This window comes from Thermomonospora catenispora (assembly GCF_006363815.1).
GTDB classification, from domain to species: domain Bacteria; phylum Actinomycetota; class Actinomycetes; order Streptosporangiales; family Streptosporangiaceae; genus Thermomonospora; species Thermomonospora catenispora.
This window is the reverse complement of sequence record NZ_RRYT01000010.1, coordinates 144359-157529: the sequence shown is the minus strand read 5'-3', so window position 1 is coordinate 157529 and position 13171 is coordinate 144359. Positions and strand designations below refer to the sequence as shown.

Below are 13171 nucleotides of genomic sequence, written 5' to 3'. Positions count from 1 at the left end.
GCCGGCCGGCCGGCCGCGGCGGGGCCGTGCGCGGCGGACGCGCCGGGCGGGCAGTGGTCGAGGCGGGCGGGGGGCGCGGAGGCCGCCCGGGCGGACACGGGGCGCGGCGGGGCTTTGGAGGCACCGGCGTCACCGGCCGTGCTCGCCAATGCACCGGAAGTGATCAACAGAGCGCATACCCCGACCTGGACGCAGCACCGTGTCATGTGTCCCCCGACCGTCGCTTACGAGCAGTGACAGTCGGTAACTATGACATGACAGAGGCGGTGCCCGCATCGAGCACCGCCCGCGCGTCAGTCGCCGGAGTCGTCCCCGCCCGGGCGCAGACCGTCGTAGATCTCCTTGCACTCCGGGCAGACCGGGTACTTCTTGGGGTCTCGACTGGGCACCCAGACCTTGCCGCACAAGGCGACGACCGGCGTCCCGGTCACCGCGCTCTCAGTGATCTTGCTCTTCTGCACATAGTGCGCGAAGCGCTCGTGATCGCCGTCCCCATGGGACAGGTCGGGCCGGACATCGCTGTCGGGAAGGATCTTTGTGCTCACGTGAACCAGGTTAGTTCAGGCTCGGATCGTCCGGGAACGTCGCGACGAACGCCAGATCGCCCGGCTGCCGCCGCAGCACCGCCTGCCACAGCCGCTCGGGATCGGCCGCGAACACATCGCCGGCCTCCCCGTTCACCACGTACCAGGCGCCCTCCTCGATCTCCGCCCGGAGCTGACCCGCGCTCCAGCCGGCGTATCCGGCGAACACCCGCAGCTGGAGGACCTCCGCGGCCAGCAGCCCGGGCGGGGCGTCCAGATCCACCAGCCCCACGCGCCCCACCTCGGTGTCCCCGTCCAGGGCCCGCCAGCCCAGCGGCTCCTCCTTGGCCGGCACCCGGGCCAGCGCCAGCGCGCTGTCCAGCGCCACCGGGCCGCCCTGGAACACCACGTTCGGGCCGGTGACCAGCTCCGCCCACGGCGGCAGCACCTGCTCCACCGGCACCTCGGTCGGCCGGTTCAGCACCACTCCGAGGGTCCCCTCGGCATCGTCGTGTTCGACCACCAGGACGACAGTGCGTCGGAAGTTGGGGTCCACGAGCCTGGGAGTGGCCACCAGCAGGCGGCCCACCTCGATGCCGTCGTCCATGTGTTCCATGATGCGGGTCGCCGGGGCGCCCCCGCACTCGCCCGGCGCGTTGCGCCGTTATGAATTCACCTCGACCGGGGTATCGGGAGAATATTGACCGGACGGAAGACGATCTGGCACCGGCGGCCACGGGCTTTACCCGAGGCGGCGAGGGCGGGAGAGCGCGATGCAGTTGCCCAGGGTCATCATCGCTGCGGTGTTCTTCGTCATCGGGCTGTTGATCGCGGTGCCGGCGCTGCTGCGCACCATGAGCGGCAGCTCGAACGCCGCGGAGAGCCCGTCCCCCACCGGATCCCCCTCCGGCGCCGCCCCCTCCGCCACCGCCACGAGCCCCGGCGGCACCGCCTCGCCGTCCCCCGCCCCCACCGGCCGGCCGACGCCGGCCCAGCCGCTGCGGGTGACGATCGGCCGGGTGGACTGCCCGTCCCGCACGGTGGTGGTGACCGTGCGCAACCGGGGCGACGCCGTGCAGGACTACACCGTGGAGACCGATGACGGCGCCGCGCCCAAGGGCGACCGGATCGACGCCGGACAGAGCCGCACCACCCGGCTGACCCTGCGCGAGGACCGGCGCACCCGGATCACCGTCACCTGGCGGAACGAACCCGTCGAGCAGGCGACCCGCACCGCGAACTGCCGCCGGACGGCCTCCTCGAGTCCTGAGCCGGAGGAGGAGCTGCCGCACACCGGGCCGGGCGACGGGGTGCTGTGGGCCCGCGCCGCCACCGGCGTGGCGGCGATGATCACCGGCGCGATCATCGTCTGGTACGGCGGGATCTGGCCGCGCCGCCGAGAGCGGATCTTCGACAAGGGCTGAGATCAGGCCTCGGTGCGCGGGCGTCCCCCCGCGGCCTCCCGGACGGCGGCGGCGACCGCGTGCGTCACGTCCGGGTGGAACACGCTCGGCACGATGTAGTTGGGGCCGAGCTCCTCGTCGGTGACCACGGCGGCCAGCGCCTGCGCCGCGGCCAGCAGCATGTCCTGGGTCACCTCGCTGGCCTGCGCGTCCAGCAGTCCGCGGAACACGCCGGGGAAGGCCAGCACGTTGTTGATCTGGTTGGGGTAGTCGCTGCGACCGGTGGCGACCACCGCGGCGTGCTCGCGGGCGTCGTCGGGGGACACCTCCGGCTCGGGGTTGGCCAGCGCGAACACGATCGCGTCGTCGTTCATGGTCGCGATGTCGTCGCCGGTCAGGATGCCGGGCGCGGACACCCCGATGAACACGTCGGCGCCCTTGACCGCGCCGCGCAGGTCCCCGGAGTACCCCTCGGCGTTGGTGTGGTCGGCGATCCAGCGCAGCGAGTCGTCCAGGTCGTCGCGGCCCCGGTGCACCGCCCCGCGGTAGTCGCAGACGATCACATGGCGCGCCCCGGCGTGCAGCAGCAACCGCAGGATGGCGCTGCCGGCCGCGCCCGCCCCGGCCATCGCGATCCGCACCTCGGGCAGCTCCTTGCCGACCACCCGCAGCGCGTTGGTCAGCGCGGCCAGCACGCAGATCGCGGTGCCGTGCTGGTCGTCGTGGAAGACCGGGATGTCCAGCAGCTCGCGCAGCCGCGCCTCCACCTCGAAGCAGCGCGGGGCGGAGATGTCCTCCAGGTTGATGCCGCCGAACGCGGGCGCGATGACCTGCACGGTGCGGACGATCTCGTCGGTGTCCTGGGTGTCCAGGCAGATCGGCCAGGCGTCGATGTCGGCGAAGCGTTTGAACAGCGCCGCCTTGCCCTCCATCACCGGCAGCGCCGCCTCCGGGCCGATGTTGCCCAGCCCCAGCACCGCCGAACCGTCGGTGACCACCGCGACGCTGTTGCGCTTGACGGTCAGCCGCCGCACGTCCTCGGGGTTGCGGGCGATGGCCAGGCTGACCCGCGCCACCCCCGGGGTGTAGGCCATGGACAGCTCGTCACGGGTGCGCAGCGGCACCTTGGAGCGCATCTCGATCTTGCCGCCGAGGTGCATCAGGAAGGTGCGGTCGCTGACCTTGTGGATGCGCACGCCCTCGATGGCGCCCACGGCGCTCACGATGGCCTCGGCGTGCTCGGTGTCGCGGGTGGCGATGGTCACGTCGATGCGCAGCGCGGTGTGCGCGGCGGTGTTGACGTCGAGGGCGGTGACGATGCCCCCGGCGTTCTCCACCACGTGAGTGATCTGACTGACCGCCCGACCCCCTGCGGGGACCTCCAGACGAACGGTGATCGAATACGACACGCTCGGCACGGTGGCCACGACGATTGCTCCCTCAGGCGTTCCTCGCATCAGCCGGGGGGCTCTGCGCCCGGCGTCGGCCCCCCGGTGCCCCCGGCGCTGCGCCAGGAGGGGAATGGCGATGTCCCGGATACATCGTTCCATGTCATCCGGCTCGTGCGCGGCCGTTGTCCCAGATTGCCCTCGGCCCGGGGTCGCGCCGGACGGCGCGGGAGTCCGGCCGTCAGACCGCCCGGGCCGCGGCGACGATGAGGTCGACGACCGTCTCCTCCGGCAGCCGGGTGCTGTCGAGCACCATGTGGTACAGCCCCGGCGAGGCCGGGTCCACTCGGTAGAAGTGCTTGACGTAGGCGGCGCGGGCGCGGTCGTTGTGCTCCATCGTCCGCCGCATCCGGCGCCGCCACTCGGTCATGTCCCGGCCCGGCTCCGGGACGGCCGAGCGCAGCGCGCGGTCCAGCCGCCGGTCGGCCGGGCCGTCCAGCCGCACGTGCAGGGCGTGCGGCCGGTCGTGCAGCACCACGGCGGCGGCCCGGCCGAGGAACACCCCGCCGGTGGCGTCGGCGGTCTGCCTGATCACCTGCTCGGTGCGGGCGACGAACTCCTCCTCGGGCCGCAGGTTCCGATCCGGCAGGTAGACGTCCATGCCGCCGAGCGTGACGTTCGGCAGCCGGGAGGCACCGGCCAGCAGCCGGGCCAGCCCGTGCTCGGCCCGGTCGTCGTACGCCAGCGCCTCCTCCACGGTGCAGCCGATCTCCGCGGCCACCGCCACCGGGATGGCCCGGTCCACGAACGGCACGCCGAGCCGCTCGGCGACGGCGGGCCCGATCGCGCTGCCTCCCGCGCCGAACGTGGCGGAGACGGTCACCACATGCGCGGCCACACCCCCATGATGCCGCCGTGCCGTGACCGCCGAACCGTCAAAACAGCGCCGACTGCAGCGACCGGCGTCCCTTGGTCAGCCGCGGATCGTCCGGAGGCAGCGTCTCGAACAGCGACAGCAGGTGCTTGCGAGCGGTGTCGCGATCGTCCCCGGCGGTGCGGCGGACCGCGGCCACCAGGCGTTCGAACGCCTCCTCGACCCGGCCGGAGGCCATCTCCACATCGGCGGCCTGAGTCTGCAGGGCGACGTCCTGGGGCTTGGCGTCGGCGTCGGCCAGCACCTGGGCGGCGTTCAGCTTCTCGACCCGCTCCCTCAGCTCGATCTGCGCCAGCCCGCACTTGGCCTGGACGTCGTTGGGAGCGGCCGCCAGGATCTCCTGGAACGCCGCCTTGGCGGCGGACAGGTCGCCGCGCTGCAACGCCTCCTGCGCCTTGGCGTAGCGGGGGTCGGCCTCGGGCGCGCCGTCGGCGGCCGGACCGCCCTCGGGCAGCATGCCCTCCCGCCGGAGCGCCGCGAACAGCTGGTCGATCGCCTGCCGCACCTGCGGCTCGGGAGCGGCCCCGTTCAGGAACGGCAGCAGCTGGCCGTTGACCACCGCGGCCACGAACGGGATCCCGCGCACGCCCATCTGCTGCATGTAGGCGGCCAGCTGGGGGTTGGCGTCGATGTCGACCTTGGCCAGCACCCACCGCCCGGCGGACTCGGCGGCCAGCTTCTCCAGGATCGGACCGAGCTGTTTGCACGGTCCGCACCACTGGGCCCAGAAGTCCACCAGCACGGGGACCCGGCGGGACCGCTCGACCACCTCGGTGTTGAAGGTCTGGTCCGTGACGTCCACCACGGCGGGCTCGCCGCCGGCCGGCGCCGCGCCGGCGGCCTGCGCCCGGCGCTCGGCCCGCTGCTTGGCGGCGGCGGCGCGGGCGCCCAGGTCGATGGCTCCGTGGATCGAAAAGTCCCGAGAAGGCATGGCTCCATCCTGCCCCATCGCGGCGGGCGGCGGCGCGAGTGTCCGCCCATGGCGATCGTCCGCCCCCGGGCCGTCGCCCCGGGAGGCGCGGACCGGGCGGGGCCCGATCGCGCCTCCCGGACCCGGCGGCGGGCCCGTGCGGAGGGCGGTGCGGGGCCTGAAGGCCCGGACCGCGCCGCCCCCGCCCGCGGGAACCGACCGGCGCGCCCGGAGCGAATCCGCCATCTGTCAAATAGCAGCATTTTTCGGAGAGTAAAGAATTGACCCGCGGACACACCGTTCACAAAAGGGAGCTGACAGCTTGCACCAAGCGCGGTTATAGTGCTGCGGTCGATGCGTGTTACGACGGCAAAAATGCCCGGCCGGGCGGTGTCGTCGTGGGTGCATGACGTTATTCAGGGGGTTCGATGATCGCGGATCACTCCGCGATCGTGGCCCGCGGGATGGGGATCCGCCGCGCGGGACGGTGGCTGCTGCGCCCGGCAGACCTCGACGTCACCGGGGGTGTGATCGGCGTGGCCGGTCCGCCGGGCACGGGGAAATCCACCCTGCTGGCCACGTTCGCGACGCTGCGCCGGCCGCACGTCGGCAGATTGGAAATTCTCGGCCATGAGATCGACGGTGCACGCGGTCTGCGCGCCGTTCGCGCCCGAATCGGTTATCTGCCGCATCGGTTCTGCCGGACGCACGGATTCACCGTGTCCGACCTGGTGACCTATTCCGCTTATTACAAACGGGTGCCGGCCGGCGCCGCGAAGGCGATGCTGGAGCGGCTGGAGCTCGGCGAGGTCGCGACCACCGACCTGGCGTTGCTGCCGGCGGACGTGCGGCTGCGCGCCGGGCTGGCGGCCAGCTGCGTGCACGATCCCGATCTGGTGCTGCTGGACGAGCCGCTGACCGGGCTGGGCGAGGCGGAGGCGGCCGCGCTGATCCCGCTGCTGGGCTCGCTGGCGCCGACCGTGGTGGTGACCGCCCGCCGGATGGAGGACCTGACCGGCTGGTGCGACCGGCTGTTCGTGCTCGGCCGGGGCCGGATGGTCGAACCCGCCGAGCCCGACCCGGCCGCCGTCCCCGCCGCCGTGGCCGAGCCCGCCGCGCAGCCCAGGCGGCCGCGGCCCGTCCTGGGTCGTGCCGTCTGTGTCTGACCTGAGCCGGGTCCTGCGCCTGGACGCCCGGCGCGCCGCGCCGCTGGCGGCGGTGCCGGCCCTGGCGGCGACGGGGGTCCTCGCCGCCTGGCATGCGATGCTGCCGGGGGCCGGCGGCTGGGACAACGCGGTGGTCGGCCTCACCGGGGCGGCCCGGTGGATGGGACCCGCGTCAGCGGCGCTGGCGGCCTGGCCCGCCGTCCGCGAACACCGGCTGGGCTACCTGCGCGACCTGACCGCCCGCTCCCCCGCCACCGGGCCGCTGCTGGACCTGCTGCTGCTCACCCACGCCGTGCTGCTGGCGTACGGGCTGGCGGCCGCGGCGGTGATCGCCCGGACGGCGCCGGCGGAACGGCCGGGCGCGGCGCACGTCCTGGGGCTGCTGGCCGGGGCGGCGGCGGTGACGCTGCACGTGGTGGTGGGGTATCTGGCCGGGCGGGCGGTCCCGCACCCGCTGACCGCGGCGGCGGCGCTCGGGCTGACCGGGCTGTGGGCGGCGCTGCGCGGCTCCGGCTCCTCCTGGCTGAACCTGCTGCCCCCGGCCGCGCTGGGCCGGCTGGAGCCGTTCACCACCCTGCGCCCGCAGATCCCGGCCGGCCAGCTGCTGTGGTCGATCGGGCTGGCGGCCGCGCTGGTGGTGGGGCACGTCTGGACGCTGACCCGGCTTCGCCGGCTGGCGCTGCCGCTGGCCTGCGCGCTGGCGATGACCGTGCTGGGCACCCAGCGGCTGTCGACGGCCGGGTCGGCGGCCGTGCCCGCGCAGGTCGGACACGTGTGCCGACAGTGGCCGCTGACGATCTGCGTGCATCCGGCGCTGGACTCGGGGCTGCCCGCGCTGGAGAACGCGCTGACCCCGCTGGCGGCCCGGCTGGCCGCCACCCCCGCCGCGTTCACCCGGGTGATGCAGCGCCCGGACGACGAGCCCGCCGGTGTGCGACAGGGCGTGGCGCACGTCCACCTCCGGGCGCTGACCCCCGGCTTCGAGCGGCGGGTGGTGCGGCAGATCCTGGACTCGCTGGCCGACCCCCGTGCGTGCGCCGACCCCCGGCGCGCCGGGGGGCGCGCCTATCAGGCCCTGGTGGAGGCATGGCTGCGCGGTGAGGAGGCGCCGGTCACGGCGAGCTCGTCGCCGCGGCCAGCCACCGGCGGCCTGGAGCCGGCGTCGGTGGCGGCGAGCGTGCGCGCACCGGCGGTCGGCGGATTCGCGCTGGCGTCGCGGCGGTTCGCCGGTTGGGACGAGACCCGCCGCCGGGCCTGGTTGGCGGAGCATTTCGACGCCTACCGCGGCTGCGCCCTGGACCACCGNGGAGCATTTCGACGCCTACCGCGGCTGCGCCCTGGACCACCGGCACTTCCGCTGAACGGGCCTCCCGTCGGCGCCGGAGCGCCCCCGGCCCGGGCTCCTCTCCCGGGCCGGGGGCGCCGGCGGGCTCAGCTCCTGGGCACGCGGACGATCAGGGCGTCGCCCTGGCCGCCGCCGCCGCAGAGCCCGGCCGCGCCGATCCCGCCGCCGCGCCGCTTCAGCTCGTGCGCCAGGTGCAGCACGATACGGGCGCCGGACATGCCGATCGGGTGGCCCAGCGCGATCGCGCCGCCGTTGACGTTCACCTTCTCGGGACCCACGCCCAGGTCGCGCATGGACTGCACGGCGACCGCGGCGAACGCCTCGTTGATCTCGATCAGGTCCAGGTCGTCCACGCCGAGGCCCTCCTTGGCGAGGGCGTGCTTGATGGCGTTGGCCGGCTGGGACTGCAGCGAGTTGTCCGGGCCGGCCACGTTGCCGTGCGCGCCGATCTCGGCCAGCGGGGTCAGGCCCAGCTCGGCCGCCTTGTCGGCCGACATCACCACCACGGCGCAGGCCCCGTCGGAGATCTGCGAGGAGGAGCCGGCGGTGATGGTGCCGTCGTCGGTGAACGCCGGACGCAGCCGGCCGAGGGTCTCCACCGTGGTGTCCGGCCGCACGCCCTCGTCGCTGGTGAACGGCACCGGCTCGCCCTTGCGCTGCGGCACCGGCACCGGGACGATCTCCTCGTCGAAGATCCCGTTCTTGATCGCGGCGGCGGCGCGCTGGTGCGAGCGGGCGGCGAACTCGTCCTGCTCGGCGCGGGTCAGTCCGAGCTTGGCGTTGAACCGTTCGGTCGACTCGCCCATCGAGCAGCCGTCGAACACGTCGGTGAGCCCGTCGTAGGCCATGTGGTCGAGCACCTCGACCGAGCCGTACTTGTAGCCCTGCCGGGCCTTGGGCAGCAGGTGCGGGGCGTTGGTCATCGACTCCATGCCGCCGGCCACGACGATGTCGAACTCCCCGGCCCGGATCAGCTGGTCGGCCAGCGCGATGGCGTTCAGCCCGGACAGGCAGACCTTGTTGACGGTGACCGACGGGACGTGCATCGGGATGCCCGCCTTGACCGCCGCCTGGCGGGAGGGGATCTGCCCGGCACCGGCCTGCAGCACCTGTCCCATGATCACGTACTGCACCTGGTCGCCGGTGATCCCGGCGCGCTCCAGGGCGGCCTTGATGGCGATGCCGCCGAGCTCCGGAGCGGTGAAGTCCTTCAACGAGCCGGACAACCGACCGATCGGGGTGCGGGCTCCGGCGACGATCACCGAGTTCACGGGCATGACTAGGGGCCTCCAACAATGTCGGGCTGCGACGTTTGTCACGATACCCAGGACGAACCGAAGCGGATCCGGCCGCCCCGCCCCAACGCCGGCCGTCGGCCGGAAGGACCGGCCGACGACGGGACGGTCCGGCCGCCGCACCGGCCGCCGAAGGAGAGGACCCGTCCATGCTGACCCGGATCGACCACATCGGGATCGCCTGCCGCGACCTGGACGCCGCCGTGGAGTTCTACCGCCGCACCTACGGGTTCACCGACGTCCACATCGAGGTCAACGAGGAGCAGGGCGTCCGGGAGGCGATGCTCAAGATCAACGACGCCGGTGACGGCGGCGCCACCTACCTGCAGCTGCTGGAGCCGATCCGCGACGACTCGCCCATCGCCAAGTTCCTGGCCAAGAACGGCGAGGGCGTGCACCACATCGCCTTCGGCACCGACGGCGACGTGCAGGAGGAGGCCGAGGGCATCGCCGCCAAGGGGGTCCGGGTGCTCTATGACGCCCCGCGCCGCGGCTCGATGGGCTCGCGCATCAACTTCCTGCACCCCAAGGACTGCGGCGGGGTGCTGACCGAGCTGGTCCAGGCCGTGCCCAAGACGGCCGGGCGCTGAAGGCCCGCGGCCTCCGGCGCCGTCGCACCGGCCCGCGGCGGTGACCGGAGGGCCCCGGGCGCGGCGCGGGCGGGACGGCGAGGACCCGTCCCGCCCGCGGGCGCTCGGCCCCTGGGTGCGGCGTCACTTCACCGGCAGGTCGTCCAGGACGCCGAAGGCGGGGATGTAGAACGACAGCCGGTCGGTCTTCCGGCTGGGCTGCGGGAACAGGGCCCAGCCGTACTTGACGGCCCCGACGCGCTCGCTCTCCTCCCAGTCCCGCAGCGGGCGGCCCTGCCCGGTGATCGCCACGTTCAGGACCTCGCCGTGGGCCTTGTCGATCAGCTGGGCCGTGTAGTCCTTGTCGTTGTAGAGACCGCCGTTGAACAGGGCGGCGTAGTACAGCTCGTTGCTGCCCGGGGACCGGTTGACCAGCCGCACCCGGTAGCCGACCCGCAGGAACGGTCCCATGGTCTGCAGCTCCACCACGTCCAGCCGCACCGTCCAGGTGTTCTTGATGGTGCGCTGGGTGGAGGCCAGGGGGGCGGGCTCTCCCGGCAGCGGCCGAAGTCCCGGGTTGGGGGCGGGTTCGGTGATCGGCACGCCGATGGCGTCCGGGTCGGGCGGTGCGGGTCGGTCGGAGGCCTCGCCGTAGAGGATCGAGACCCGGCGGTTGCGCTGGCGCGCCTGGGGGGAGGTGCCCCTGACGCGCGGCTGGGTCTCCCCCTTGCCCTCGGCCTGCAGCGTGATGCCGGTGTTGGCCAGCTGCGGCTGCATCGCCTGCACGACGGAGTCGGCGCGCTGTTTGGACAGGGTCATGTTGGCGTCCGGCTCGCCCACGTCGTCGGTGTGGCCGACCACCTTGACCTCGCCGGTGACGCCGGCGGCCTTGAGCTTCTCGACGACCTCGGCCAGGTACCTCTCGGCCGCCGGGGTCAGGTCCGCGCTGCCGGTCTTGAACAGCACGTCGGCCTGGAGGGTGAAGGACTTGCGGCCGCTCTCGGTGGTCTCCTCGATCGGCGTGTAGGGCTTGCGGTTGAGCTGAACGGTGCCCGGGTTGGGGATCTGGATGACGCGCGGTTCGCCCACCTCGGCCCGTTTGCCCTGGTGGTCGACGCCCGGGGAGGGCCAGTCGGTGGGGCTGGGGGTGGGCTCCGCCTCGGCGGTCCCCGCGAGGGCGGAGGCCAGCAGCGTGACGAGGGCCGTTCCGGCGATGACGGTACGAGCGCGCATCAGGAGATCTTCACCCCCGGCATGGGCCCGACCACGGGCATGATCACGGTCACCTCCTTCACCGACTCCGGCGGGGCCGGGTAGTCGGCGTACAGGACGGTGGGCTGGTCCAGGGGGTAGTCGTCCTTCAGCCGGGTGCAGGCGCAGGTGGCGTCGTCCCCGCTGCCGATGCTCAGCCGGTCGTAGACGCGCAGGTTCTTGGTGTCCATGAGGGTGGGGGCGCCCGCGTTGGGGTTGAGGTAGCTGCCGCCGAAGGTCTGCCTGGGCAGCTCATCGGTGTTGGTCTTGGCCCGCGGGGTGACCGCGTAGACCAGCCGCGCCACCTTCCCGTAGCGCCGCAGCGAGAGGATGTCCACGTAGACGTCGTGGCCGCGGTAGGGCTGCACGGCCTTGGCGATGGCTCCCTTGACGTGGTTGTCGTTCCCGATCTCCGCCTTGGGGATCTGGGTCGGCGGGGGACCGTCGTCGCCGAAGAGGGAACAGCCGGCCGTCAGGAGCCCCGCGAGCACAAGGGCGCCGGCTCCGAGCGAACGACGCATAGGGATACCTCCGAGGGGTTGGGTTGCGTTCACGAAGCCTGTCGGCCTGATCACAAGTGATCAGACGATCATCGGACTTGAAGACGCCTGAGCGGACGACTCCGATTGATGATCGGATTGTGACGTGATTGAAATCACGGGTTGCGGAGCGTGGCGATGAAGGACCACAGTGTGGCGGTTAGGACCACCATGCACTCTTTGCCCCCCTGCTCCCAGGCCTTCCCGGAACGCTCCTGCCGATCCGACAAATCAGACATTACACGCAGCACGTTCAGATGAGCCCCCAACAAGGCACCGGCGGGAGTACGCTGCCTTTCGCCGGAAGAGGTCTGGGGTCGCCCGTAGGCCGAACCGCACGTCCAGGCGATCAACCGGCCCCAGGACCCCGTAGCCCCGTCACAGCCCAGGATTGAGCCACATGCAGTCCGACATCGACGCCCAGCTCAGCAACTTCTTCGAAGAGACGTCTTCCCCACGCGAGTTCGACGTGGTGCTCCGCGGCTACGACCGGCACCAAGTCGACCAGCACATCGAGAAGCTCCAGAACGAGGTGCGCCAGGTCCGGGAGCAGAACCAGGCCCTGCAGCGCGAGCTGTCCGACGCGCACCGCCAGCTCCAGGAGCAGGAACGCCCCACCTACTCCGGTCTCGGGGCCCGCATCGAGCAGCTGCTGCGGCTGGCCGAGGAGCAGGCCACCGAGCTGGTCCAGGCCGCCCGGAGCGAGGCCAACGAGATCAAGGCCGCCGCCAAGGTGGACGCCGCCGAGCTGCGCGCCACCGCCGAGAACGAGGCCGCGGAGCTGCGCGCCCAGGCCCAGCGCGAGTGCGAGGACATGCGCCAGGCCGCCGAGCGGGAGGCCGAGGAGGTCCGCACCGCGGCCCGCCGCGAGGCCGAGGAGCTCACCTCCACCACCGAGCGCGAGGTCGCCAAGCTGCGCGCCACCGCCGACCACGAGGTCGCCGAGAAGCGCGCCGCCGCCGAGCGGGAGATCGCCAAGCTCCGCACCACCACCGAGCGCGAGGTCGCCCAGCTGCGGGCCTCCACCAAGCGCGAGCGGGACGAGATCCTCACCACCGCCAAGCGCCAGGCCGACGAGATGCGCGCTCAGGCCCAGCGGATCCTGGAGGAGAGCGAGGCGCAGCGCGCCCAGGCCGAGGCCGAGTTCGAGATCCAGCTGGCCGCCCGCCGCGAGGAGGCCGACCGGCAGGACGCCGAGCGGCACGCCGCCGCCCAGGCCGCCACCCAGAAGATGGTCGCCGAGGCCGAGCAGCGCGCCGCCTCCGCCGAGCAGCGCGCGGCCAAGGCCACCCAGCAGGCCGAGCAGACCCGGCGCGAGGCCGACCAGCACGCCAAGCAGCTGATGGCCAACGCCCGCAAGAACTCCGACCAGATCATCGCCGAGGCCAAGGCCCAGGCCGAACAGCTGCTGGCGGAGACCAAGGCCGAGGCCGAGCGGATCCGCACCGCCGCGCAGCGTCAGGTCGACGAGCTCACCCGCCAGCGCGACAGCATCACCAGCCACCTCAACCAGCTGCGCCAGCTGCTGGGCGGCGGCATGATGCCGGCCGTCGAGGAGGCCCCCGCCCTGCAGGAGAAGGCCATCCCCGCCCCGGCGTCGGAGTCCAAGCCCGCCGCCAAGCCCGCCCCCAAGCAGCAGCCCGCCGCCGCCAAGGCGAGCGCGGCCAAGGCCAAGCAGGAGGACGAGGACGAGGACTGGTGGCAGGAGTGACCCGCCGGTCTTGAACCACCGGTTCTGAACCGCCGGACCGCATCCGCGAGAAGCCTGGAGGGCGCGCGTCCCTCTAGGCTTCTCGTCGTCTAGGGCCGACAATCGCACCTGTCGCCCAGATCGACCATCGGCATCG

Annotated in this window: 13 protein-coding genes; 4 read left to right on the top strand and 9 right to left on the bottom strand. The window is 72.9% G+C overall.

Annotated features, from left to right (window positions below; translation table 11 throughout):
- Window positions 1–293: 293 nt before the first annotated feature.
- Window positions 294–545 (bottom strand): DUF3039 domain-containing protein, encoded by a 252-nt coding sequence (locus EIO00_RS10790; protein WP_140177741.1) that lies wholly within the window; start codon window positions 543–545, stop codon window positions 294–296.
- Between the two features lie 10 nt (window positions 546–555).
- A complete protein-coding gene (locus EIO00_RS10785) occupies window positions 556–1131 on the bottom strand; it encodes a YqgE/AlgH family protein (protein ID WP_140177739.1) in 576 nt (191 codons plus the stop codon).
- Between the two features lie 166 nt (window positions 1132–1297).
- Here EIO00_RS10785 and EIO00_RS24165 point away from each other — a divergent pair, with 166 nt between their 5' ends.
- Entirely contained in the window at window positions 1298–1948 is a 651-nt protein-coding gene (locus tag EIO00_RS24165; RefSeq protein ID WP_161602691.1) for a hypothetical protein, read from the top strand.
- 2 nt (window positions 1949–1950) lie between these two features.
- Here the strand turns inward: EIO00_RS24165 and EIO00_RS10770 are convergent, their stop codons facing one another.
- The 3 genes from EIO00_RS10770 to EIO00_RS10760 form a co-directional block, all read right to left on the bottom strand.
- Window positions 1951–3354, bottom strand: coding sequence for an NAD-dependent malic enzyme (locus EIO00_RS10770; RefSeq protein ID WP_140177736.1), 1404 nt, complete (start codon window positions 3352–3354; stop codon window positions 1951–1953).
- A gap of 202 nt (window positions 3355–3556) precedes the next feature.
- Window positions 3557–4213 carry a cytidylate kinase-like family protein gene (locus tag EIO00_RS10765; RefSeq protein WP_140177734.1) on the bottom strand — a complete coding sequence of 219 codons (657 nt, stop codon included), beginning with the start codon at window positions 4211–4213 and terminating at the stop codon, window positions 3557–3559.
- A 37-nt stretch (window positions 4214–4250) separates the two neighbouring features.
- The gene (locus tag EIO00_RS10760) at window positions 4251–5180 is read right to left on the bottom strand and encodes a tetratricopeptide repeat protein (RefSeq protein ID WP_140177732.1); all 930 of its coding nucleotides are present in this window, start codon (window positions 5178–5180) and stop codon (window positions 4251–4253) included.
- Window positions 5181–5587: 407 nt separating this feature from the next.
- Between EIO00_RS10760 and EIO00_RS10755 the strand changes: the two genes are divergently transcribed.
- The gene (locus EIO00_RS10755) at window positions 5588–6325 is read left to right on the top strand and encodes an ATP-binding cassette domain-containing protein (RefSeq protein ID WP_140177730.1); all 738 of its coding nucleotides are present in this window, start codon (window positions 5588–5590) and stop codon (window positions 6323–6325) included.
- 219 nt (window positions 6326–6544) lie between these two features.
- On the opposite strand, the gene EIO00_RS24160 is transcribed toward EIO00_RS10755, so the two are convergent.
- Complete coding sequence (locus tag EIO00_RS24160; RefSeq protein ID WP_161602690.1) at window positions 6545–7219, bottom strand: hypothetical protein; 675 nt, start codon at window positions 7217–7219, stop codon at window positions 6545–6547.
- A gap of 537 nt (window positions 7220–7756) precedes the next feature.
- Entirely contained in the window at window positions 7757–8947 is a 1191-nt protein-coding gene (locus tag EIO00_RS10745) for an acetyl-CoA C-acetyltransferase (RefSeq protein WP_140177728.1), read from the bottom strand.
- Window positions 8948–9114: 167 nt separating this feature from the next.
- On the opposite strand from EIO00_RS10745, the gene mce reads away from it, so the two are divergent.
- Complete coding sequence (gene mce / locus EIO00_RS10740) at window positions 9115–9555, top strand: methylmalonyl-CoA epimerase (RefSeq protein ID WP_140177727.1); 441 nt, start codon at window positions 9115–9117, stop codon at window positions 9553–9555.
- Window positions 9556–9678: 123 nt separating this feature from the next.
- On the opposite strand, the gene EIO00_RS10735 is transcribed toward mce, so the two are convergent.
- Both EIO00_RS10735 and EIO00_RS10730 read right to left on the bottom strand, forming a co-directional pair.
- Complete coding sequence (locus EIO00_RS10735; RefSeq protein ID WP_140177725.1) at window positions 9679–10767, bottom strand: OmpA family protein; 1089 nt, start codon at window positions 10765–10767, stop codon at window positions 9679–9681.
- On the bottom strand, window positions 10767–11276 hold the full coding sequence (locus tag EIO00_RS10730) for a hypothetical protein (protein WP_140177723.1): 510 nt from the start codon (window positions 11274–11276) through the stop codon (window positions 10767–10769). The genes EIO00_RS10735 and EIO00_RS10730 overlap by 1 nt, the downstream gene beginning before the upstream one ends.
- A gap of 448 nt (window positions 11277–11724) precedes the next feature.
- Between EIO00_RS10730 and EIO00_RS10725 the strand changes: the two genes are divergently transcribed.
- Window positions 11725–13035 carry a DivIVA domain-containing protein gene (locus EIO00_RS10725; protein WP_140177721.1) on the top strand — a complete coding sequence of 437 codons (1311 nt, stop codon included), beginning with the start codon at window positions 11725–11727 and terminating at the stop codon, window positions 13033–13035.
- Window positions 13036–13171 lie beyond the last annotated feature (136 nt).